Here is a 22,692-nt window from a genome sequence, read left to right on the forward strand (position 1 = left end):
GCTCGAAGCATTTGAGGCGTGGAAATCCGCGGCACATGCAGCTTGATCAACGAACGGCATGCCAACTTGCAAACTCGGTGAGTTAACGTGACGACACCGCGGATGGTCTCGTAGCTGACCACAACACCGCGTGCGGCTAACAGGTCCTCGGCATCGCGCAAACTCATGGTAAATCGATGATAGGCCCAGACAGCGTATCCGATGATTTCAGGAGGAAACCGGTGGCCTGAAAAGGCACCAGATTGCTTGGGTTTGGTCATGCGCCCACGTACCGGCTTTTGAGATGTCCCGCAACTTGACGATGCCCTCCCCTGTTCCCTTGTTGGCGTATTTTTTGCCGCGTCCAAGATGGTCCCTTCCGAAAGGCCTTTGCGCACCGAAGAAGTGAATTCTTCGATGAGACAACAACTTCTGGATTATACCTGATCATGTTTTCCCACCCTGACATAGATCAGCAACGAAGCAAGCGCCTCCATGGCATCTTGAACGGGTTGATACCGTTTGAAAGAGTTGTCACATAAACTGAACATGGTCTGCTTGGACGCGATTGCGATAAAGATCACGCGATGCTTGCTGCCGCTTTCCAAGCATCTAATGCTTCCATCCGATGATACCGGACGGTCAGGGCCGCGCGACGACAGGACGGCACGGCAAAGCGATTGCGGGTAGCTGAGTGGATGGAAACGCAGCGTTGCAACCCGCCGGGCGCCCGGGCTCCCTGCATTGATCGCGCGCGTGTTTGGAAAGGCAAATGGCTGTTCTCAGCGCAATTATTCAAGCCCTTGAGGGGCCAGTGATCGAGACCGGGCGCGACCTCGGGTTTGGTCGCGCCATAGGAACGCAGCTTGTCGGTAACGATCCGCTTTGACACAAAACCATGGCGCCTGATCAGGCTGGTCAGAAGGCGCTTTGCCGCCTGCTTGTCTTGCTTGGGCTGAAGAATCTCTCGCAAAACGACACCATGTTGATCGACAGCCCGCCAGAGCCAGAATTTCCTACCTGCAATTTTCACGGCGACTTCGTTCAGATACCAACCATCGCCGGGTCGAGACTGGCGACGCCGAAGTTTTCTGGCTATTTTCACCCCAAACCTGACCGTCCAGCGCCGGATGCTTTCGTAAGACACGTCGACGCCAGGTTCCAACAACAACTCTTCAACCTCTCGCAAGCTCAGGCTGAAACGGGCATATAGCCAAACCACATGCGAGATGAACTGGGAATGAAAACGGTGGCGCTTGTAGCTGTTGGTCGGTGTGCGCATCACCGATAGCTATGTCCCAAAACCGAGGCGATAAACCGAACGCTGCTTAACGTGAAAGCGCGATCGAACCGACCAATTTTGCATCCATCGACATAATGCAGAAAAATCCTGCGAAGTTGCAATTCCTTCAACCGGTGACTATGTAGGAGTAATACGAATTGCTTCTCTGTATAGTTCAGGCCCATTGCCAGCGACATAGACCAGCATTCGCTCATCTTGAAAATTCAGCTGTCACGCCCCTTAGCATGGGCTTGATGTTTGGGAAGGTTGCCGATGTCATCGAGCACGACCACATCACTTGTGACAATCTGTCATGGATCCGTGTTTGAGCTCTACCAAGACAAAATGCCTGAAGGCTGGTCCGAAGTCGCAACTGAAGGCCAAGCCTTCAGGGGCATTGGTTATGCCGCTTCCTGCAAATCGGGGAAACATCTTTTTTGACACACCGGCAGCCCTAGTTTGCGCCCATTCGTACGCCGGTGTCTTCACAACGCACCGGCGCAAGCTGATGAATTTACTGAAAGACCTAAAAATAGTGTAGCGGCACTTTCCCCGTTAGAGGATCCAAAATGAATATTCCAGAATGGACGAAGCCCGGCATCTACGGCGCGATTGTAGGTGCAGTTGCTATCTCGATCCTTGGGTTTACCTGGGGCGGCTGGACGACAAGCAGCAATGCCGAAGAGATGGCGCAGAGCTTTGCAGATGGCGAAGTGACGATGGCGATGGTGCCCGTCTGCATGGATCTGTCGGCGGCGGATCCCGAGCGCCTAACCAAACTTGCGACTGTTCGGGATGCCACTGGTTACGGCCGCAGCAAAGCGATGATGGACACGGGCTGGGCGACATTGCCGGGCGCTGATGCGCCCGACCGCGATCTTGCGGAGGCATGTTTCAAAGGGCTTGAGCTTGACGCATCCTAGCTCTGGGCAGGCATATCCAAAAGCAAGCAGGGCTCAGATCGCTTACGCTTCTGCCGACATGCAGGCGATCATGATGGGCTTTGCTTTTTTGATCTGCGCCCTGTTTCTGTTTGCCGCGCCTGCTTTCGCTCAATCGGTGGCGTTGACGATTCCAGAGAACGCCAGGGCAAAAACGTACGGCGACGGATGGAATTGCAATCGTGGATATAGACGTGATGGCGACGTTTGCGTCGTCGTCATCGTGCCCGAAAACGCGTATCAGACGAACCTCACATACGGATCCGGCTGGGAGTGTCTTCACGGCTTTCGCGCAGGCGTCGATGGAGATTGTATCGCGGTAATCGTCCCTGACGGCGGATTTCTGGACCCATCAGGCGAGCAATGGAACTGCCTGCGTGGGTATCTGAAGGTCGCAGATCACTGTCAGGAAATCGTCCTGCCTGAAAATTCCTACCTGAGCGACGAGCCCTACGGACCACCTTGGACCTGTAAACGCGGCTTTGAGGCGAAGGAGGACGTCTGTTCCGCTATTTCAGTTCCTGTAAATGCTTACCTGAACAGTTCCGAGTACGGCAAACCTTGGACATGCGAACGAGGTTTCCTTGAACAGGGCGACGTTTGCGAAGAAGTCGTGATCCCTGCGCATGCCTATTTTGACGATGCCACATATGGCACGGGGTGGAAGTGCGCCCGGGGGTACGCCGTCGCGGGCAATAGCTGCGAAGTCATAGACATGCCAGCGAACGCACATCTCGACAGGTCAGGCAACCGTTGGGCGTGCGACAGAAGCTTCCAGCGATCAAATGGCCGGTGCGTACTCGACAACTGAATATGAAACGCTTTGGCGTACAAATCTCGGCGCGTTGTTGTTTGCCCAGATGGCAACAACGACGTGCGCGACTGCTTCAAAAGGACCACACATGGAAACCGAACTCAAAACAGTAGCGACCATCGGAGGGAAATTCAGGGACGCCCAGGCGCCACCAGTCGGGAATGGATCCCTAAACAACATGTTTGTAAACAAGGCACCAACTGCGATCGTGTATTGCGAAGGCAACTTCGCACAGATCGACGGCAAGACCGCAAACGGTCTGATCCGACATTCGCAGGCCTACCGGATCGTTTCGGTCATCGATAGCAAGTATGATGGGCAGGACAGCGGTTTGGTCCTTGACGACGTCACCAATCATATCCCGATTTTCAAGGATCTGGAAACGGCTGTCGCCCGCGACACCGACACCCCCGACACACTGATCTACGGGATGGCGCCATCCACCGGCAAACTCTCGCAGGCCGATCGTGGTGTTGTTCTGGATGCTGTTGCGCGTGGCATGAACATTGTCAGCGGATTGCATGAATACCTTAGCGACGACGCAGAAATCTCAGACCTTGCGGTAAAGCTCGGCGTCACGATCCGCGATATCCGCAAGCCAAAGCTCAGCAAAGACATGCGCCTTTTTGACGGCAGCGTGGCGGGTGTGAATGCCCTGCGAATTGCAGTTCTTGGCACGGATTGCGCCATCGGAAAGCGGACAACGGCGACCGTTCTTGCGCGCATCCTGAATGCCGAAGGGATCAAGACGGTCCTCGTCGGGACAGGCCAGACCGGCCTGATGCAAGGGGCGAAATTTGGCGTGGCGATGGATGCTGTCCCGCCCCAATTCTGCTGTGGGGAGCTTGAGGGCGCGATTGTCGCGGCCTTTGATGCAGAGCGGCCCGACGTGATCCTGATCGAGGGGCAGGGGGCGCTTAGCCATCCGGCATTTTGCACCTCGGCGTTCATACTGCGGGGCAGCCAACCCGACGCGGTCATTCTTCAGCACGCGCCGAAACGCGTGCATCGCTGCGACTTCCCCAATATGCCGATGCCTGACCCGGCGGACGAGATCGCCCTGATAGAGGCATTCGCCAAAACGAAAGTCATCGGTTTGACGATCAACCACGAGGGCATGTCCGACCTCGAGATTGGCGTGGCCATAGCAACGCAGTCGCATAAACTGGGAATGCCGGTGACCGACGCGCTGAGCCGCCCGGAAGCGCATCTGCTTGCGCTGGTCCTTTCGGCCTATCCCGGATTGATAGAACAGGCGCCCGTGGCCGCGATATGACGTCTCCCCGCATAGAGATCGACCTGAGCAAGATCCGGCACAATACGCGGTCGCTTGTCGGACGGTTGAAACTGCGCGGGATCACCGTGACCGGGGTGACGAAAGCCGTTTGCGGACACCCGGCCATTGCCCGTGCGATGCTTGATGGCGGGGTTTCGGGTCTCGCAGAATCGCGGATCAGCAATGTGCAGCGAATGCGGCAAGCGGGCATCGCGGCCTCGATTGCGATGATCCGCACGCCGATGCCAAGCCAACTGGAGCAGATCGTCCGATCCTGTGAAATATCCTATAACACACAGATAGACGTCATCGCGGCTTTGGCCGACGTGGCGGTTCAGGCGGGGCTGGTCCAGAACATTATCCTGATGGTTGAAATGGGCGATATGCGCGACGGGATCCTGCCCGAAGACCTTGGAACAGTTGCAAAAAAAGTCGTCGGGATGAAGGGTGTTGCGCTGAAAGGCATCGGCGCGAATTACGCCTGCCTGAGTGGAGTGGTCCCTGGCGACTGTGAAATGACCGCTCTGTCCGCGTTGGCCGACGAAACGGAAGGGCTGTGCGGCCCTTTTCTTGAGGTTGTCTCGGGCGGGAACTCTGCCAACTTGCCTTGGGCGCTTGGCACCCGCGCAACCGGTCGCGTAAATGACTTGCGGTTGGGGGAAGCCATCCTTTTGGGCGTGGACCCCGTGACCGGAGAACAGATTGACGGGCTTCATGCTGACGCGTTTACGCTTGTCGCGGAAGTCATTGAAGAAAAAATAAAACCAAAGCCTGTGCCTGTCAGTCTTGGCGTTCCTGCCCTGGCGATCCTGCGCCTGATCTCCGACAGCGCTGCCGTTAGTCGTTCGATTCTGGCAATCGGCAAACAGGACACGGACGTGCAGGGACTTTCCATGCCGCAAGGGGTAAGCTATCAGGGGGCGACGAGCGACCATCTTGTCGTCGAGACATTTCATTCCGCTCTGCGCGTAGGAAGCGAACTGAAGTTTCAAATGAACTACAGCGCATTGATGCAGGCAATGGCGGCACCTGACATCACGACAACTCTGCTCAAGGACACCTACCGTCCAACAGCACGACATCCCAGAAATAAGAACCCGCATCTGGCTATCGTTTGAAGTGTTCATGCCGACTTGGTGCCGTGAATTGACAGGCCTCGTCTCGCACCATCGCCTTAGCTGACGGACAATAATGAAATCAGCACGTCAAGGAGAATGACCAATGGTCAAGTTGACCAAAGAAACTGCGTTCAAAGCTCCCAGCCCGAGGTCGGAAACCCCGATAGACAAGACGACACGTATTGTCAGGGAAATAATCGAAGAAGAGGGGACTCAACGCAAGCTCAAGATGGAACGTCTGCGCAGATCTCGTCTTGAAAGAGAGGCCTGTACCCCTGCGAAACCGACAGCAGCAGCACGTAAGACAGCACTCAAGACAGTTTCGGCAAAAGCTGCTGCGAAGCGCTGACACTGTGTGACGTAGTAGCTAATTGCAAGATTCCGGCCGTTTCTACAAAAAAGGTGTGGCGGTTCAGTCAGGCGCTGCCCGCTCGCATCTGGAAGTGGGATGCCGTCAAGAAAACTTGCCCGGCCACTATGAGGTCTTGCCTTGCAGGCTCTGATCCAGCAGCCGCGCCAAGCCATAGACGCCGTCCATAACCGGCGTCGGCACATCCAACTTGCGCGCCAGTTCGACCAACGCCCCGAGGATGGGGTCAAGCTCCAGCGTCCGCCCTGCCTCGACATCCTGTAACATCGAGGTTCGGAAGGCGCCCAGTTTGCGCGTGGTCTCGATCCGCGCCTCGACATCGTCAAAGCCGGTCAGGCCGATCCGTGCACCCACGTCTGACATCTCGCGCATCATGGTGATGGCAAGCCTGCGCACCCCGTAATCGTCCAGCATGGACGACAGATCGGCCCGCGACAGGGCCGACAGCGGGTTCATGTTGGAGTTTCCCCAAAGCTTGCTCCAGACATCGCGATGAATCTCGTCAGTCATGACCGCCGGGATGCCACCGCGCGCCAGTTGCCGGGCAATATCAGAGGCCTCGCGTCCCTTCCCCGCATCGCCCAGCAAAACGCGATTTGCTGCCACGAGGCGGATATTGCCCGGCGCCTCCACGAAGCTTGCCGCATGGACGACGGCGCCTACCACACGATCTGCGGGTATCAAGCGCGCCAGCACGCCGCCCGGGTCTATGGTGTTGAGATGCAGGCCCTGTGCCGGACCACCGAAGGCCTCGAAGTACCACCAAGGAAGACCGTTTATGGCGGCCACCACCGTCGTCTGCAGTCCCAGGGCGGCTTCGATCAGGGGGGCCAGTTTCGGAAGGTCATGCGCCTTGAGTCCGAGGAGCAGAACGTCCGCCCCCCGCAGGTCGGCCGGATTGTCGGTCGCGGTCACCGGATAGCGACGCGCGGATGTCCCATCATCAAACCCGAGCCCAGACGCGCGCAAGGCGTCCAGCGTGGCGCCGCGCGCCAGCACCGTCGCCTCCGCGCCTGCCTCAATGAAGCCCGCGGTGAGCCAGCCACCAATGGCGCCTGCGCCGATTACTGCCAGTTTCATCGTCATTCTCCTTCGGCCCCCTTGTGCGGCACTCTTTCACTTCCTCGCCACATTGCAAAATGACCCCATGACATCCAATATGTCAGATGACGGTGTAACTTCGCGACTGTATGTCTCAGAGGGCTCTCGCTATCCATTCCTGACGTCGCTTGCACGGAGCGTTGGCAGTGACGACGAGCGCGTCGCGCGACTGCAGTGATTGTGACTCTAGTGCGGTTTTCCGGCCATCTGAAAGCGTGACTGGGACCACAGGTTCAGGGGCAGGCGGTATTGCGCAACCACCAATGTCGCCATCTCGGAAGACGATCTACTTCAGTACCTGAAACGTCTTATCGCCGATCGTACCGGCGCCGGCCATTCAGTTTCCACCAAATTCCTGTTTTGCAATATTTGCTTCCTGTTCGATGCTGCGTGGTCCGCGGTCACCCATGAATTACAGACCACATCTGTGATTTGTGTTAACCTTACGTCAGGCGGAGAGTCGTCTGACGGTATTCTGTCGCTGCCATTTCAACCGCCGACCAATTCCAAATCTTGGCAGGACAATTACCAAGCGGGAGGAATGCAGCATGAGCGTTATCTTGAACGGTGCCGAACAGGATCTGGGGGACGATCCTTCGATGCCTCTTCTTTGGGCCATCAGGGACATCGCGGGTCTCGGGGGCACGAAATACGGCTGCGGCGTCGGGCTTTGCGGGGCATGTACCGTTCACGTCGATGGCAAGGCAGAGCGCGCCTGCCAGATCACTCTGGGCGAGGTGGATGGCAAGGCCGTAACCACGATTGAAGGGCTCGACCCCGCGGGCGACCACCGCGTTCAGTCGGCCTGGCGCGACCTCAACGTTCCACAATGCGGCTTCTGCCAGCCGGGTCAGATCATGCAGGCGGCAGCGCTTCTGGCCGAAAATCCAAAGCCGACCGATGATGAAATCCTGTCCGCCATGTCCGGCAACGTCTGCCGGTGCGGGTGTTATCAGCGCATTGTCGATGCCGTCCGTCTTGCAAGCACGGGGATCTGAGCCATGCTGAAATATCTGGAACCTTCCATTGCTGCCGTGACCCAGACCGTACGGCTGAGCAAAATCTCGCGCCGGGGTTTTCTGGGCTCGACGGGCGCCTTCGCGCTTGCGGCCTATGCCGTTCCGGCCCGGGCCTTTGACACCTACGCAACCGGTGCCACGGGGATGCCACACGGGGTGGTCGAAGATCCGTTGATCTTCGTCTCGATCGATGCCGACGGCACGGTCACTCTGGTCGCGCACCGCTCTGAGATGGGCACAGGCAGCCGCACGTCTTTGCCGATGGTCATGGCAGACGAGATGGAGGCGGACTGGTCGCGCGTGAAGATCATTCAGGCCCCGGGCGACGAGCCGAAATACGGCAATCAGGACACGGATGGATCCCGTTCGATGCGGCACCACATACAGGCAGCCCGCAAGATCGGCGGATCGGTCCGCACGATGATGGCCCGCGCGGCTGCAGCCGAATGGGGGATCGAACCTTCGGTCGTCACCGTAGAGATGCACGAGGTCAAGGGGCCGTCCGGGCAGACGCTCGGCTTTGGCGAGCTTGCCGAAGCCGCGATGGCACAGCCAGTCCCGGCCCACGAGGAGATCACCTACAAGAGCGAGGACCAGTTCCGCTACATCGGCAAAGGCGAGGTTCAGATCACTGACCTGCATGACATCACCACTGGCGCTGCCGTCTATGGCGGCGATGTGCGGCTGGACGGGATGAAGTTTGCTGTCGTGGCGCGGCCTCCGGTGGTGGGTGGCAAAGCGTTGTCCTATGACGCGACAGAGGCGCTGGCAGTGCCGGGCGTCGAGAGCGTGCACGAGTTGCCCCAAGGGGGTCTTGCGATGAAATTCGCACCCTTGGGCGGGATCGCTGTTGTCGCGTCCAACACCTGGGCCGCGATCAAGGGGCGCGACGCACTGAAAATAGAATGGGAGGCCGGTCCGCACGGCGGCTACAACTCAGAGTCTTACATGGCCGAGATGGTCGCGACGTCAGAACAGCCCGGCACGCCCGCCCGCGATCAGGGCGATATCGAGGATGCGCTTGCCAACGCGGCCAGAACGTTCACCCGCACCTACACTCAGGCCCATATGGCGCATATCCCGATGGAGCCGCCGGCCGCCATTGCGCACCACACAGCCGAGGGTCTGGAAATCTGGGCCCCGGTCCAGAGCCCCTATACCACCCGCACCGACACAGCTGCGGCGCTTGGTCTTGATCCCGAAAAGGTGACCGTGCATGTTACGCTACTGGGGGGCGCCTTCGGGCGCAAATCCAAGGCCGATTTCGTGACCGAGGCGGCGCTGCTGTCGCGGGATGTGGGCGCACCCGTGCGCGTGCAGTGGACGCGCGAGGATGATGTGCATCACTCCTTCTACCACACCACCTCTGCGGAACGGATCGAGGTGGCGCTTGACGAGAACGATAAGGTGACGGGATGGCTGCACCGGTCGGTTGCGCCATCGATCCTGTCCACCTTTGCCCCGGACGAAGGCAACGTCCTGCCAATTGAACAATGCATGGGCATGACCGACGTGCCCTTCGACATCGCCTCTATCCGTTGCGAAAGCGGCAAGGCGCTGGCCCATACCAGAATCGGATGGTTCCGGTCTGTCTCCAACATCCCGCATGCCTGGGCGATCGGGTCGTTTGTCGGCGAGTTGGCGGATGAGCTGGGCAAGGATCAGCTGACCATGTGGCTGGAGTTGATCGGCGCACCCAGAACACTGGATCCAGCGACATCCGGACTCCCCGAGAGCTTCTGGAACTATGGCGAACCAATGGCGGAATTCCCGATCGAAACCGGCCGTCTGATTGACGTTCTGACCCGGGCGGCGGAGGGCATCGGCTATGGCAAGGATCTGCCAGCGGGCGAAGGGATCGGCCTGTCGGTGCATCGCAGCTTTGTCTCTTACGTGGCCTGTGCCGCGCATGTGAAAGTTGTCGATGGGCGGATCACCGTTCCTGAAATGCACATGGCAATCGATTGCGGTTTCGCCGCCAATCCAGAACGCATCGAGAGCCAGCTGCAGGGGGCCGCGGTGATGGGAATGACCACGGCGCTGCATTCGGGGATCACCTTCGAGGATGGCGCTGTCATCCAGTCGAATTTTTACGATTACGACGTGGTCCGGTCTGACAACTTTCCACGCAAGGTTGTGACCCACATCGTGTCGCACCCTTTCTCGGACCATGCGACGGGGGTCGGAGAGCCCGGCGTCCCGCCCGTGGCCCCTGCAATCGCCAACGCGCTCTTCGCGGCCACAGGAGAACGGCGGCGCGCCATGCCTATGGGTGTCGAGGTATAAATGAAGCGCCCCCGCACGGCTTCGGTTGGGCGGGGGCAAAGTCTGGTGACCTCAAGCCGCCGTTCTTGTTAGGGACGCGTGTACCCGTGTCACCCCTTTATCGACAATGGTTTCGACGATGATCCGAACATCCGAAGCAGTCCATTCTATTTGAAAAACTGCCTCGCCTTGACCGAAGATCACCAAGTTTTACCCACTCTCGCAATACGGTGACCTAAGCGCTTGTTTCCAACGGATGGAGCCTCCAACGGCGAGCCAAGGCGCGATCTTCTGCTTGTTCGCCATTCCAAAGAAACTGAGATTGCGATGCCACCACCCGGTAACGAAGTGCGGCGCTGGGACGCCCAAGTTTCGAACGCACCCTTCGACTACGTTACGGGTAGAGGCGTTCCGAATTGGGGGCGAGCCGTGCAACCTATCCCATATGTCAGACACCTGCCACGCGCAGTACCGGCCCGGCGCCGCAGTTACCCGGCATACCAATGAGGCAGCCCGCGAGGGGTTGCTCTTGCAGCGCGTCTGGGCCGAGAAAGCGGCGCTGGCTCGTGACGAACATCGTCGTGTCGCTCCAAACCGCCATCGTCGGACGGCGAACCGGCAGCAAGATACGGGTCAGGATCTCTCCGCTCTTCGGGTCGATTTGCAAGACTTCGCCGGGACCGACGACCGCAAGCCAGAGCTTTCCTGCGCCATCCATGCTCATGCCATCGGGATGCGAACCTTCGGGCAACTTCAGCAGAGTTCTGCGTGCTACGATGCGCCCGTTGGTATCAAGATCGAGCTGTTCTAACATCCGACTAGGCGTATCGGTGAACCAGATTGCATCTATTTCGGGGTGGCCTACGATGGCATTTGGAATCGCTATGTCGCTCAGGACCTTTTCGACCTTACCGTCCAGGTCACGCCGGAATAGCCCGCCGGTGGTGGCCCCCTTGCCAGACATGTCCATCGAGCCGAACCACAGCCGACCGCGCCGGTCCGGCTTGCCGTCATTGAGCCGACGTTCCGGCGCGTCAGCCTCGGTGTCACTCAGTCGCTCCCACGCCATGGTCTCCGGATCCAGCGCCGCCAGCCCGCCTTCGAGGCCGAGCACAAGCCGCCCGCTATCGCCAAGCGCAATCAGGCCGCATTGGCCGGGCAGGGGGATGGCAGAATTCGCTCCCCCAGGCTGATGTCGAAGCAGGCGTTGCCCTTGAATGTCGAGCCACCAGACGCAGCCGCGGTCAGCATCCCAAAGCGGAACCTCGCCGGTGAGCGCCATGGCGTCATGGCGGGGTGTGAAATCGTAGGTGGTCTGCATCAGGGTCTTTCCAGATTTACGCGTGTGGGAGCACGGCCAGATACGCCCGGCGTAAGCTCTATCAACCGCCCCGACAGCGGCGCTATGTCGTTGTAGCCGGGTGGCAGGCGAAGGTAGGTTGAGGTGACGAAGAGGCTGCCTAAATCCGGGCCGCCAAAGGTCAGTGCAGTGGGCATTGGCACTGGCAAAGAGTGCCGTGCCAGTTGTTTGCCTGCGGTATCGAGCCGCATGACGGACCAGCCGCCCCGCATCGCCACCCACAGACATCCTTCGGCGTCGATGGTTAGTCCGGCGGGTTGCCCGTCCTCGTCAGAGCCGTGCAGCAGTTCGCGCCGGTTGATTGGCAGGCCGTCGTCACCCAGGTCATAGGCCACAACAACCGCGCGGCCCTTCGATGGATCCTGCTCCGTCAGATAGGCAGATCGGCCGTCAGCACTGAACACAGTGTTCTTGGGCAGGAAGATTTCCGGCACGATGATCTCGAAGGAGAGATCAGGATTGATACGGTACAGGGTGCCGCTCTTCTCGAGATTATCGAGCGGCATCGTGCCGGTCCACATCCTGTGCTGCGGATCGACCCCAACGGTGTTGAAACGGTTCTCGGGCCTGTGCGCTTCGGGGTCAATGAGCGGAGTCTGCTGACTGGTCTTCGGATCGAATAGCGAAAGGCCGTTTTCACCGGTCAGCAATAATTCGGGTCCGGAGGTCAGTGCCAGTCCGCCGGTCAGCCCATCAAGCAACGTGCGGCCGCTTTCGCCGGTCGCGACATCAAGCCAGCGTAGTGCCGGCGCCAGGACGTCTAGCCACCAGAGCCGACCGGTTGTTTCGCACCAGCTCGGGCTCTCGCCGACGTAATCACGCCCAGTGTCATGCACCCGGCCCTTGAACGGCGCCCGGGGGCGCGGTGCGATCACCTGCTCGGTTAGCCGCTGGGTGACACCGACATGATGAGAGGCGCGGCGTGCGGCCTCACGGATCATCTGACCCGCCTCGTGCAGCTTGTCGGGCGCAGTGCCAGCGGCGTCAAACTGGCAACCGAGCGCGCCAACCACTGTACCGTCACCGTCATGCACCGCCGCCGCCACCGCCAGCGGATCGCCATAACTTGCCACATACCCCAACGCGCGGGCCTTGCTGATGATGCGCTGCAGGTCAGAGGACCATTCGTTCTTTTGTTCCGCCGGTCGGCCGGCGAGCATCGCTTGCCCAGGTGGGCTCTGTTCGAGGGTCAGTCGCGGCCATACCCGCACCGTGCGTCCGGCCGGATCGGCGGCGTCGAGAACGAAAACCGACTCGTCATCCGAGACGTAGAGGCAGCAGGGAACTTTCAGAAGCTGGGAAAGCCGTGACATTTCTGCTTGGCAGGCGCGAACAGTGGCATCGCGATCCAGTGCGCCGCGGGCCAGAGACATGACCGTGGCGCCAATGGCATAGCGCCGCGTGTCGCGGTCATAGCGCACAAGTCGGCGAGAGCGCAGTGCCGACAGAAGCCGGTGCAGCGAGCCTTTGGATAGCTCCAGATGGTCCTGGATTTGCCGGAAGGTCAGCGGCGAGGAGCGGCCAAGCAGCAATAGCAGGTCGATGCCACGAGTGAGCGATTGTGCTCCAGGCACGTCCTGAGCGTTTTCGAGCGGGTCTTCGATTAGCATATGCCGCGTCCCTTCATCCGTCCGGCGTCGAGCCTGATCAATATATCACATAAAGGGAGCGCTTTCTGCAATGGTTCACATGTTGACACATGATAAAAAACGTTTCACATTGTGGGAAGGAGGAAGAGATGTCCCGTAGCGCCACCCTGTCAGATGTCACGCTTTTGCGTGCGAAAGTCTCTACCAAAACCACATGGCTATTCCTGCGTCTGCGTGACAGCGCGGGTGGTGAGGGTTGGGGCGAGGCCACCTCTTTTGGAAACGAAATCGAGATTGCCGGGCTTGTAGCGCATCTCTCCAATATCGTGACAACACAGGAGATCCGTGGCGTTCAGTCGCTGCTGGCGGCGTTGCGCCAATCAGAAATTTCAGCGGGCAGGCGGGCCCTGCTAAGCTCGCTTGAGCAAGCGGGACTCGATCTCGCCGCGCGTCGCGCCGATTTGCCAATGGCCGAGATGCTGGGTGGTGCCCGTCGCAATGCCGTCCCGTTTTACGCTAACATTAACCGGGGAATTGCCGATCGCCGCCCCGAGGGATTTGCCGCGCGGGCGCGGGACATGGTCAAGGCCACCGGCGCCTGTGCGATCAAGATTGCGCCCTTCGACGGCTACCGCTGGGACCAGCTCGACTGGCCGGAGCGCGCCGAGGTGCTGGATCAGGGGTTGGCCCGGGTGGACGCGGTGCAGCGCGGGCTCGACGGAGCCGCTGATGTCTTTGTCGACTGTCACCACCGCTTTGACCTGCAGGGTGCGCGTACGGTGATCTCTGAGTTGATCCGCATGAACGTGGCCTGGATCGAAGATCCGACTGTGATGACCCGTGTTGCCCCCGAGGATCAGCGGTGGTTGCGTGCAGCCTGTCACGCTGGCGGGGCGCGGCTGGCCGGTGGAGAAGACATCGTCGATTGCGCCGGGATGGCCGCACTGCTCGCCGATGGTGGCCATGATGTGGTGTTGCCTGACCTGCGGCTGACCGGTCTACAGGAAGGTGCGGCTATGCTGCGCCTTGCCGCGGCTTCGGGCGTTGCAACCAGTCTGCACAACCCGGTGGGGCCGGTGCTCGATGCGATTTCGGTTGAAATGGCGGCGAGCCTGCCAGCGTTTCTTATCCTGGAGCGCCAGATTGGCGAAAGCGAAATGACCGGACGTATCCGGCCCGAGGGTGCTGCCCTGTCCGCCGGTCGCGTCGCGACGGCCACAGCCGCCGGATTTGGTTTCATGCCCGAAACCGCCGCGGTGGAGCCCGCCGGTGTTACCGGCAACCATGGGCTTGTCTCATTTTCCGGCACACCCGGTGCGGGGCCAGATGCCTGAGATGAACCTCAAGACAGATATCGCAGCACAGACAGGAACATTCCCATGACCGCCGATACAGGCTTTACAGGCCGAACCGCTCTCGTGACCGGAGCAAGTCGCGGCATTGCCGCTGCTATCGCCAAAGGGTTGGCCGATGTCGGCGCGCGTGTGGCGATCAGCTATTCCTCCAAGGCTGATGCCGCTGCGGGCCATGAAGGTGCCGCCGAAGCACTGGTTGCGTCAATCACCAAGGCCGGCGGCCATGCCACGGCGATCGAATGCGACATATCCGAACCTGACGCTGCAGAGCGGCTGGTTGCCGAGTGCAAAGATGTGCTGGGTGCCATCGACACGCTCGTTCTGTCAGCCAGCGCGCAAGTGAACAAGGTGTTCTGGCGACAAACGGCTTCGGATATTTCGACACAGTTGCAAGTCAATATTTCGGCCAATGTAGCACTGCTGCAAGCGCTGCTTCCGCGAATGCAGGCTGAGCAATATGGCCGTATCCTGACCATTGGCTCGGTGCAGGAAGTTGCGCCGGGGGCCGAGATGCCGATCTATGCCATGACAAAGGCGGCGTTGCGCAATCTGGTGGAAAACCTTGCGGTGCAGTGCGCGCGCGACAACGTAATGATCAACAACATCGCGCCCGGTTTGATCCAGACCGACCGCAACGCCTTTCGCCGCGCAGATCAGGCTGAATGGCAAGAGTTCGTCCGAAGCGCCAATCCTGCCGGACGCGCTGGTGAACCTGCTGACGTGGTACGTCCTGCGCTTTTCCTGCTTGCGCCCGAGAACAAATTTACCACCGGAACCACGATCTATGTCGCTGGTGCGGCACAGGTCGCCCGGTCCAGCAGTGACGCGGCCTGTGCCGCAAATCCGCAGATGCCGACCGTATCCTGATTATCAACCTAAGCTCATTCCATGGGAGGACACATGCTTAAGACCCTCATCAAAACTGCCGCCGTCGCGGCCCTGATTGGCCCCGTCGCGGGCGCGGCCTTTGCCGCCGACGATTATCCCTCACGCAACATCGAGATGATGTTCCCCTGGGGGCCGGGATCGGCCTTTGCCATGGCGCAGATCATTACCAACGCGATGGGCGACGAACTGGGTACCAATATTTCGGTGGTTTCTACCCCGGGTGCGGCAGGCGTCAAATCCTTCAACACCGCATTGGAAAAACCGGCCGACGGCTACACGCTGATCGATGGCTGGGTGGCACCTCTGGTGCTACAACCTCTGGCTGGAAATACCGAATTTACCCACACCGATTTCACTCCGCTGTGGTCGGCCACTCGCGTGCCGTTCGCCGTGGTGGTGCGCAAGGACGACGAGCGTTTCCCCGATTACGACGCGTTCATCCAGTACCTCAAGGACAACCCCGGCAAGGCGCGCTACTCCTCCGGCTCGATCGGCAACATCCCTCATATGGTTCTGGCCAAGATGATGCAGACCGAAGGCGTATATGCCCGCAACATTCCCTATCCGCAGGACGGCGACGCCTTCAAGGATCTGCGTGGTGGGCTGCTTGACTTCAGCTTCAATGACCCGATCACCTTTCAAAGCAACAAGGACGCCTTCAAGACGCTTGTGGCCTTTACCAACGAAAAGGATGTTGCGGCTGCATATGACGAAAACACCCCAACGCTCGACGATCTGGGCCTCGACATCGGGCTGACCGGACTGGCGCCATCCGGCTGGAACTGGTTCCTTGTGCACAAGGACACACCAGAAGAGATCGTGGCTACGCTCAATACCGCAATGGAAGCCGCCCTGAACCGTCCCGAAGTACAGGAACGGCTGAAAGCAGCAGGCTTCCTGCCTACGATGTATCCGCCAGAGCGCTACGAAGAAATCGTCGGCCCGATCGGGGATCAGATCGCGGCAGCAAAGGATGCCATCACTTGGGAAGCTGAACAGCTCGCAAAATAATCACGCAAGAGTGCTGGGTTGCCCCGGACCCTTTCGGGGCGGCCCTCTTTACGACCTGGGAGGCGAGGATGACAGAAAGTGCAACAGAGAGTGGCCAGGTAAGCCGGGTGGCGCTTGGTGAATGGCTTATGCTGGCCGCGTTCATTGCGCTTGGGATCTTCGTCTACCAGCAAATCAACGGCCCCTTGACCGCCCAGGGCAATGCCAGCGGCGACCCAGTCAATAATGCCGCGCTGTTTCCACGGCTGGTGGCCAATCTCATTCTCGGGCTCAGCGCCCTGCAACTGGTCCAGCTGTTGCGCCGAAAGGTCCGGTTGAGCGCAGAATTCCGTTATAAGGCGACGGGCGATTCCGCGTGGCGTTGCCTTGCGTGTTTCGGCATGTTGCTCGCCTATCTGTTTGCGTTGCCGCTGGCTGGTTTTTACCCCGCGACCGCTGCTTTCCTGCTGGCGCTGGTCGTGCTGCTCAAGGCCCGCCCGATTTGGTTCGCGGTGCTGGTGGCTGTGCTGATTACGTTCGTTGTCGGCTACGTTTTTGAAGAGCTGTTACGTGTGGTTCTTCCACAGGGTCGGCTCGGCCTCTCGTTTTAAGGACGCGCGCCATGTTCGACATTCTTCTTGCAGGGCTGGACAGCTTTCAATCGTGGCAGGTGATCGGAGGGGTCATACTTGGCACTGTGATCGGCATGGTGGTTGGCGTCCTGCCTGGTCTTGGTCCGTTGATCGGCATTATCCTGATGTTGCCGGTGACCTTTCACATGCAGCCGGTGGCGGGCATGGGCATGTTGATGTCGATCTTTGTCGCGGGCTCCTGCGGGGGGGCGATCTCGGCCATCGTGCTGCGCATTCCTGGCACGCCTTTGGCCGCTGCGACGCTGCTGGACGGCTATCCGATGGCTAGGAATGGCCGAGCCGCCGATGCCATTGGTCTGGCCATTGCCTCCTCTGCACTTGCCGGAGTCCTCGGCGGGGTTGTGATGATCCTCGGCGCGCCTGCGCTCGCCTCTGTCGCCACAAATTTCGGGCCACCAGAGTATTTTGCGCTGGCGATTACCGGGCTTCTGTCAATCTCGGTCGTCTCGAATGAAAGCACGATCAAAGGATTGATGACCGGCGCTCTTGGCGTGCTGATCGCCATGGTCGGGTCCGATCCGCTGTCCAACGCCGCGCGCTTTACCTTCGGAACCAATGCGCTGTCAGGTGGCATCAATATTGTTGCGATCATTGTCGGACTTTTTGCCCTGTCCGAGGCGGCTGTTCAGATCCTCGAAGGGGGCCTTCGCAAGAAGCCCGAGGTGCAATCCGTCCGCGTCTCGCTGGGCTCGCTATGGATGGCGCTGCGGCATTGGAAGAACTTGTTGCGCTCTTCAGCCATAGGCGTCTTTTTTGGCGCGCTTCCGGGCGCGTCTGGCATCATTGCGTCCTTTACCGCCTATGCCATTGCCCGCAGTCGCCCCCTGAAGGGCGACGCTCCTTACGGCGAAGGTGCCGAAGGCGGTGTGGTCGCAACGGAATCCGCCAATAACGCGGCCTGCGGCGGAGCGATGATCCCGACCTTGGCGCTAGCGATCCCGGGGGATGCCGCCACGGCGGTGTTATTGGGGGCATTGCTGCTTTTGGGCCTGGTTCCAGGGCCACAGATGTTCGCCCTGTCCGGTGATGCGGTGGGCGGAATTTTTCTGGCTTTCCTGGTGTCCAACATCGTTCTGTTCTTTGTCGGGATGCTGATGACGCCGCTCTTCGTGCGCGTGCTGAGGGTGCGTAAGCAATATTTGGTGCCGGTGGTGCTCTTGCTATCGATCGTCGGCGTCTATTCAGTGCAGTCGCGGGTCGATGACCTCTGGGTGATGCTGGTCTTCGGCATGTTGGGCTTTGGCCTGCGCCGCTATGGCTACCCGCTGGCGCCAATCGTGATTGGGCTGATCCTCGGCCCGATTGCCGAGGGCAGCTACCGCCGCACTCTGCTGTTTTCCGACAATGGGCCATGGTTCATTCTTGAGCGGCCCATCGCCAGCACCATCCTTGCCATCGACATTATTGTGTTGATCTTGACGCTGACCCCGTCTTCGCTGCGCCAGCGTGCGTTCACGCTCTTCCGAAAGTGGCGCGCATAAAAGCAAGGGCACGACGCGCCGCCCGGCGCGCGATGGCCATTACGGCAAACTCGCTTGCGGTCCACCAGTGACGCTACTGTCCCGTTTTCCCCAGACAGCTTGATAGAGCCGAAAACTGCCGCGCCGCTGAGACCAACTTCCTTCGAAAAGTCAGAAATGTCAGCCATCGAAGTCCTGTCGGAGATCTCCGAGGGTGTAAGACAGGCCTGCCGCATTCCGCCATATTCGCAGATTGATTTGGGCGGCCAAACCTGCAATACTCTCGCTATAGTTGTGCAAAAGAAATTTGAGGACCGTATGATGTCCGTCAGTCGCATCGTCGCGGCCGTTTTTTCAGCCGCCCTTCTTTGTTCCAGCGTGGGAAACGCTCAGCCGCTGTCGGATGAGGTCTTGCGCCAAGCTCTTCATCAGGCTGCCAAAACCGGACACGAGCCGCTATCTTATGGTGCTGCCCGAGGCGCGCTGGAGATTATCCACCGTGATCCGGATCATCTGGGAAACATCCTGCTGTTCTACACCGGCCGCTCGCAGGACGTGGACAAATGGGTGAGCTCAGACAGCCAGGATGGCTGGAACCGAGAGCATCTCTGGCCGCAGTCGCGTGGCATGCGCAGCCATCCGATGAAGGGTGACCTGCACAATCTCAGACCGACCGATGCCAGTGTCAATCAGCGCCGGGGCAATCTCAACTTCGACAACGGTGGCTCTGCCGAAGGAGAGGCGCCCGATACGTTTCTGGACGCTGACAGCTTTGAGCCGCGCGACGATGTCAAAGGCGATGTGGCGCGTGCGTTGTTCTATGTCGATGTCCGCTATGACGGCGACGATGCAGAGCCCGACCTTGAACTGGTGGATGCCTCGACACCGACGGGCGGCCACACGCTCGGTGACCTCTGCACCTTGCTCGAATGGCATCTCGCAGATCCCATATCGGCCGAGGAGCACGCCCAGAACGACGCGGTGGAAGGGTTCCAAGGGAACCGTAACCCGTTCATCGATACCCCCGAACAGGCCGTCGCGCTTTATGGGGCGTCTTGTGGCGTGCCGGGTGATGGCAACGATGGAGATGGCGAAAATACCTCCCTGACGATCGCGACCTGGAACATCGCCAACCTGCATCATGAAAGCGGGGTTGCACTGCGCGACGGCGCCGCGGCCCGCGATGATATCGACTATGACCGGCTTGCAGCCTTCGCGCAAAGCAGAGCCTGGGATATTGTTGCCCTGCAAGAGGTTGGTTCTCCACAGGCCGTGCGGCGCATTTTCCCGGAAGACCAGTACCACTTGGTGATCTCGGACCGTTACATACCCGGTGCCGAAAATCGACCGGCGGAAGAGCGAGACATCTACACGGCGATTGTGTTCGCCAAGTCAGCTTTCGCTACGATCCCAGAAACGCATGGCTTTGCGGCCCTCTCCATAGATCACGTGGGCTTTGACCGGGACGGCACTGCCAGCACTCGTCCGACCCGGGCGGCGATCATCACCGAGGTGTCGATCAATGGCGAAATGGTCAAGATCATGGGCGTGCATCTGAAATCGGCCTGCCACGGCTGGTCGCTTGATCCCGTTACCGATCAGAGCCCGGTAGACAGACATCCGTTCACAAGTCGCTTCGATTGCCGGACATTGGCCGCCCAACGCGCCATATTGGAAAGCTGGATCGAGCAACAGGCTGCGATGGGCACTACGACACTCGTTCTGGGCGATTTTAACCGACGCCTCAACGCCACTGATGACACGAGCCAGCCAAACGATGATTTCTGGCGTGACCTGAATGATGGCGCACCAAGCGGCCTAACCCTTGAAAAGGGCCCGGGCGGCATCGACACGGTCTGCTGGCCCAACCACAGCAATCGGTTCGAAGATCACATAGACTTCGTGGTTTACGATTCTGGTCTTGCCGACCTGGCCGCGCTAGGCGGCCCTCAGAAGGTCAGCATGGGGTTCGAGGGCGACCCGCGCTATGCCGCGCAAGATCGGCAACGGATGTCTGATCACTGCCCGGTCGAGATGAAGATGCAGTGGGAGTGAGCTTGTCAGCAGCGTGTATCTAACTGCGCGATCCCGATGATCTTCGCGTCGCAGTGGCGGAAGCACTTCGCACAGTACGTCCAGCTTTTGGCCCGGCTACGGTCCAGAGAGCAAACCCCTAGGTTGAGGTCGAACTGCGCCTTAGCCCAGATGGCTTTGTGGGCGAGTGCGCGCCCGCAATGCACGCTTGGATTACTGGCACGTTCCACTGGGACTGCGACATGTGCCATTTGGTTCCAAGGGCGGGGCCCACCCGTAACTCCTGTCACCTGACCTCCTTGGCATGGTCAACTGTTCAAAATTGCTTCAGTTGGTACGAATAAAGCGTGATCAGAACATCATGCAATCGGCGCCTGGCGGTAACGCTGAAGCGCCTTCCGGCAGTGTGGGGGTGTAGTCGAAGGTGACAATCTCTGCGCCGCCGTCGAAGGCCACAAAGAGCTGGTTCGACCCGGGCCGGATGGCGATGCCCTCAGGATCTGTGCCGAATTCGAGCAGGTTGGCCTGAGCCAGAAGCTGTCCGTCGGATGTGAACTCATACAGGCTGTTCGAGCCTTCCCAATCGTCAACGATCAGCAAATGACCGGTGCGGGGATCGATGGCAATGCCTTGCGCCTCGCTGAGCGGTGGGGTCAGCGTCATGGTGTCGACCCTGGCTGTCAGCCGACCTTCGGCATCAAACCAGGACAGTCTCTCCGGGTCGTCTTCGACGGTGACGATTGTCCCATTGGCGGTGACGGCAATGCCTTCAGTATCCGCCGCTCCGCCAGACAAGCCGAAAGGCGCGTCCAACGGCTCGCCATCCTTGGTCACCCGCTGGAGAAGACCAAACCCATCCCCCACCAACAAATGATCTCCCTCGATGGCAATCGCCTTTATTCGAAATAGGTCACTTCTGATGCGCCGCAACTCGTCGCCTTGAAGCGTAACCAATACGGCCTCGGGGCCCTCATTGGCGATCCACAAGCCGCAGAAGGTGGGGTCGTAGTCCAGGCTGGCTGGTTGGTTCAGGTCATAGCGCCCCGTCTCGCGCAGCTCCAATGCGGCGGCCGAAAGGGGGATTGAACCTAACAGGATCAAAGTCAGTTTTCCGAACATCCTGAACCTCGCGAACTGTTTCTCGAAAAAGTTGCCCCAACCTGAGACAATATACGTCGAAAACCGGGCTCTGTCCTCACGTCTCGGTCAGAGCTATCTGCCACTAAGTGGCGCTGTCGCGTGTCCGTGAATTGTCTGATGTCAGCACCTGTCGGTCAGAATTGAGATTTGAACAACGGCGGATTTCTTGTTCGTCGTAGCTTTCAAGGAGCGAAGATGAACAAGAATCCTGGAACATCAAAAGACGCGGCTGACAAGCTGGTCAAGAACATCCGCAGCAAGACCTATTCGGCTGAGGAGCAGATCCGCATAGTGCTGGCGGGCTTCGTGGCGAAGAGAGCATCTCAGCGTTGTGCCGCCGTGAAGGCATTTCGGAGAGCCTGTATTACAGTCGGTCCAAGGAACTACTGGAGGCAAGAAAGCGTGGTCTATCTGGTAATCCGGCGCGCCAGGTGACATCGCGCGGAGTGAAGGATTTGCGCGTTTAAGCGTTAGCTTTGAAGAAATGCCTGACTGATCTCATGCGGGCCGAGGGTCTGACCGACACGATCGAGTTGGCTCTGGCACATTGGGTTGCGACCAAGCCGTCGTCCGGCAAAAGCCACGTCTGCAGAATAACGACGGGACCTGTTACATCTCTGGCGATCTGTCCAAGTGGCTGGGCAATCAGAAGATGGACCACGTTTGGGGTGCCCCGATCCATCCGCGAACCCAGTGCGAATTCGAGCATTTGCACCAAACCATGAAGAACCGGGTTCTGCTGGAGAATTACCACCCGCCCGGCGATCTCGATCGTCAGATCGAGGCCTTCGTCGAGTATCAAAACAACCAGCGCTACCACGAGAGTCTGAGAAACGTCACACCCGCTGATGTCAACTTCGGGCGCGACAAATACATTCTCAGAGAAAGGAAAAAGATCAAGAAACTGGCAATCCAACAGCGCCGCCACCAAGCGCACCATTCATTGATTGCAGGCTCGGGGGCGTCGTCACGTTAACTCACCGAGTTTGCAAGTTGGCATGCCGTTCGTTGATCAAGCTGCATGTGCCGCGGATTTCCACGCCTCAAATGCTTCGAGC

At 59.3% G+C, this 22,692-nt stretch carries 18 protein-coding genes and 2 pseudogenes; 14 read left to right on the plus strand and 6 right to left on the minus strand.

What is annotated here, in order from left to right:
* A pseudogene (locus tag EDD52_RS24175) lies at positions 1 to 260 on the minus strand (hypothetical protein); the annotation flags it as partial.
* Between the two features lie 299 nt (positions 261 to 559).
* The gene (locus EDD52_RS22135; RefSeq protein ID WP_132248798.1) at positions 560 to 1,261 is read right to left on the minus strand and encodes an IS6 family transposase; all 702 of its coding nucleotides are present in this window, start codon (positions 1,259 to 1,261) and stop codon (positions 560 to 562) included.
* 569 nt (positions 1,262 to 1,830) lie between these two features.
* Between EDD52_RS22135 and EDD52_RS22140 the strand changes: the two genes are divergently transcribed.
* From EDD52_RS22140 to EDD52_RS22160, 5 genes are all read left to right on the plus strand, one after another.
* Positions 1,831 to 2,184: a hypothetical protein gene (locus tag EDD52_RS22140; RefSeq protein WP_132248799.1), complete on the plus strand. Its 354-nt coding sequence runs from the start codon at positions 1,831 to 1,833 to the stop codon at positions 2,182 to 2,184.
* On the plus strand, positions 2,171 to 3,013 hold the full coding sequence (locus tag EDD52_RS22145; protein WP_243652070.1) for a hypothetical protein: 843 nt from the start codon (positions 2,171 to 2,173) through the stop codon (positions 3,011 to 3,013). Before EDD52_RS22140 ends, EDD52_RS22145 begins: the two co-directional genes overlap by 14 nt.
* Positions 3,014 to 3,194: 181 nt before the next feature.
* Positions 3,195 to 4,292: an N-acetyltransferase DgcN family protein gene (locus tag EDD52_RS22150; protein ID WP_243652071.1), complete on the plus strand. Its 1,098-nt coding sequence runs from the start codon at positions 3,195 to 3,197 to the stop codon at positions 4,290 to 4,292.
* Positions 4,289 to 5,410, plus strand: coding sequence for an alanine/ornithine racemase family PLP-dependent enzyme (locus EDD52_RS22155; RefSeq protein ID WP_132248801.1), 1,122 nt, complete (start codon positions 4,289 to 4,291; stop codon positions 5,408 to 5,410). The genes EDD52_RS22150 and EDD52_RS22155 overlap by 4 nt, the downstream gene beginning before the upstream one ends.
* 103 nt (positions 5,411 to 5,513) lie before the next feature.
* Complete coding sequence (locus EDD52_RS22160) at positions 5,514 to 5,759, plus strand: hypothetical protein (protein WP_132248802.1); 246 nt, start codon at positions 5,514 to 5,516, stop codon at positions 5,757 to 5,759.
* 126 nt (positions 5,760 to 5,885) lie between these two features.
* Here the strand turns inward: EDD52_RS22160 and EDD52_RS22165 are convergent, their stop codons facing one another.
* Positions 5,886 to 6,860, minus strand: coding sequence for a 2-dehydropantoate 2-reductase (locus EDD52_RS22165; protein ID WP_165907645.1), 975 nt, complete (start codon positions 6,858 to 6,860; stop codon positions 5,886 to 5,888).
* Positions 6,861 to 7,429: 569 nt separating this feature from the next.
* On the opposite strand from EDD52_RS22165, the gene EDD52_RS22170 reads away from it, so the two are divergent.
* Positions 7,430 to 7,879 (plus strand): (2Fe-2S)-binding protein, encoded by a 450-nt coding sequence (locus EDD52_RS22170; protein WP_132248804.1) that lies wholly within the window; start codon positions 7,430 to 7,432, stop codon positions 7,877 to 7,879.
* Between the two features lie 3 nt (positions 7,880 to 7,882).
* Positions 7,883 to 10,186, plus strand: coding sequence for a xanthine dehydrogenase family protein molybdopterin-binding subunit (locus tag EDD52_RS22175; RefSeq protein ID WP_132248805.1), 2,304 nt, complete (start codon positions 7,883 to 7,885; stop codon positions 10,184 to 10,186).
* A gap of 427 nt (positions 10,187 to 10,613) precedes the next feature.
* Here EDD52_RS22175 and EDD52_RS22180 read toward each other — a convergent pair whose 3' ends face one another.
* A complete protein-coding gene (locus EDD52_RS22180) occupies positions 10,614 to 11,486 on the minus strand; it encodes an SMP-30/gluconolactonase/LRE family protein (protein ID WP_132248806.1) in 873 nt (290 codons plus the stop codon).
* Positions 11,486 to 13,135: an SMP-30/gluconolactonase/LRE family protein gene (locus EDD52_RS22185; protein WP_132248807.1), complete on the minus strand. Its 1,650-nt coding sequence runs from the start codon at positions 13,133 to 13,135 to the stop codon at positions 11,486 to 11,488. The genes EDD52_RS22180 and EDD52_RS22185 overlap by 1 nt, the downstream gene beginning before the upstream one ends.
* A 128-nt stretch (positions 13,136 to 13,263) precedes the next feature.
* Between EDD52_RS22185 and EDD52_RS22190 the strand changes: the two genes are divergently transcribed.
* The 6 genes from EDD52_RS22190 (at position 13,264) to EDD52_RS22215 (ending at position 20,515) form a co-directional block, all read left to right on the plus strand.
* Entirely contained in the window at positions 13,264 to 14,448 is a 1,185-nt protein-coding gene (locus tag EDD52_RS22190) for an enolase C-terminal domain-like protein (protein WP_165907646.1), read from the plus strand.
* Between the two features lie 45 nt (positions 14,449 to 14,493).
* A complete protein-coding gene (locus tag EDD52_RS22195; protein WP_132248809.1) occupies positions 14,494 to 15,336 on the plus strand; it encodes an SDR family NAD(P)-dependent oxidoreductase in 843 nt (280 codons plus the stop codon).
* A 33-nt stretch (positions 15,337 to 15,369) separates the two neighbouring features.
* Positions 15,370 to 16,368, plus strand: coding sequence for a Bug family tripartite tricarboxylate transporter substrate binding protein (locus EDD52_RS22200; RefSeq protein ID WP_132248810.1), 999 nt, complete (start codon positions 15,370 to 15,372; stop codon positions 16,366 to 16,368).
* A 68-nt stretch (positions 16,369 to 16,436) separates the two neighbouring features.
* On the plus strand, positions 16,437 to 16,958 hold the full coding sequence (locus EDD52_RS22205) for a tripartite tricarboxylate transporter TctB family protein (protein WP_132248811.1): 522 nt from the start codon (positions 16,437 to 16,439) through the stop codon (positions 16,956 to 16,958).
* Positions 16,959 to 16,969: 11 nt separating this feature from the next.
* Positions 16,970 to 18,481: a tripartite tricarboxylate transporter permease gene (locus EDD52_RS22210; protein ID WP_132248812.1), complete on the plus strand. Its 1,512-nt coding sequence runs from the start codon at positions 16,970 to 16,972 to the stop codon at positions 18,479 to 18,481.
* Positions 18,482 to 18,871: 390 nt separating this feature from the next.
* Positions 18,872 to 20,515, plus strand: coding sequence for an endonuclease (locus tag EDD52_RS22215; RefSeq protein WP_207906077.1), 1,644 nt, complete (start codon positions 18,872 to 18,874; stop codon positions 20,513 to 20,515).
* Positions 20,516 to 20,845: 330 nt separating this feature from the next.
* Here EDD52_RS22215 and EDD52_RS22220 read toward each other — a convergent pair whose 3' ends face one another.
* Complete coding sequence (locus tag EDD52_RS22220; protein ID WP_132248814.1) at positions 20,846 to 21,613, minus strand: SdiA-regulated/phytase-like domain-containing protein; 768 nt, start codon at positions 21,611 to 21,613, stop codon at positions 20,846 to 20,848.
* Between the two features lie 216 nt (positions 21,614 to 21,829).
* On the opposite strand from EDD52_RS22220, the pseudogene EDD52_RS22225 reads away from it, so the two are divergent.
* Positions 21,830 to 22,610: pseudogene (locus EDD52_RS22225) on the plus strand (transposase).
* The last annotated feature ends 82 nt before the right edge of the window (positions 22,611 to 22,692 follow it).

Origin of the sequence: Primorskyibacter sedentarius (assembly GCF_004342065.1) — a bacterium.
Classification (GTDB): Bacteria; Pseudomonadota; Alphaproteobacteria; order Rhodobacterales; family Rhodobacteraceae; genus Primorskyibacter; species Primorskyibacter sedentarius.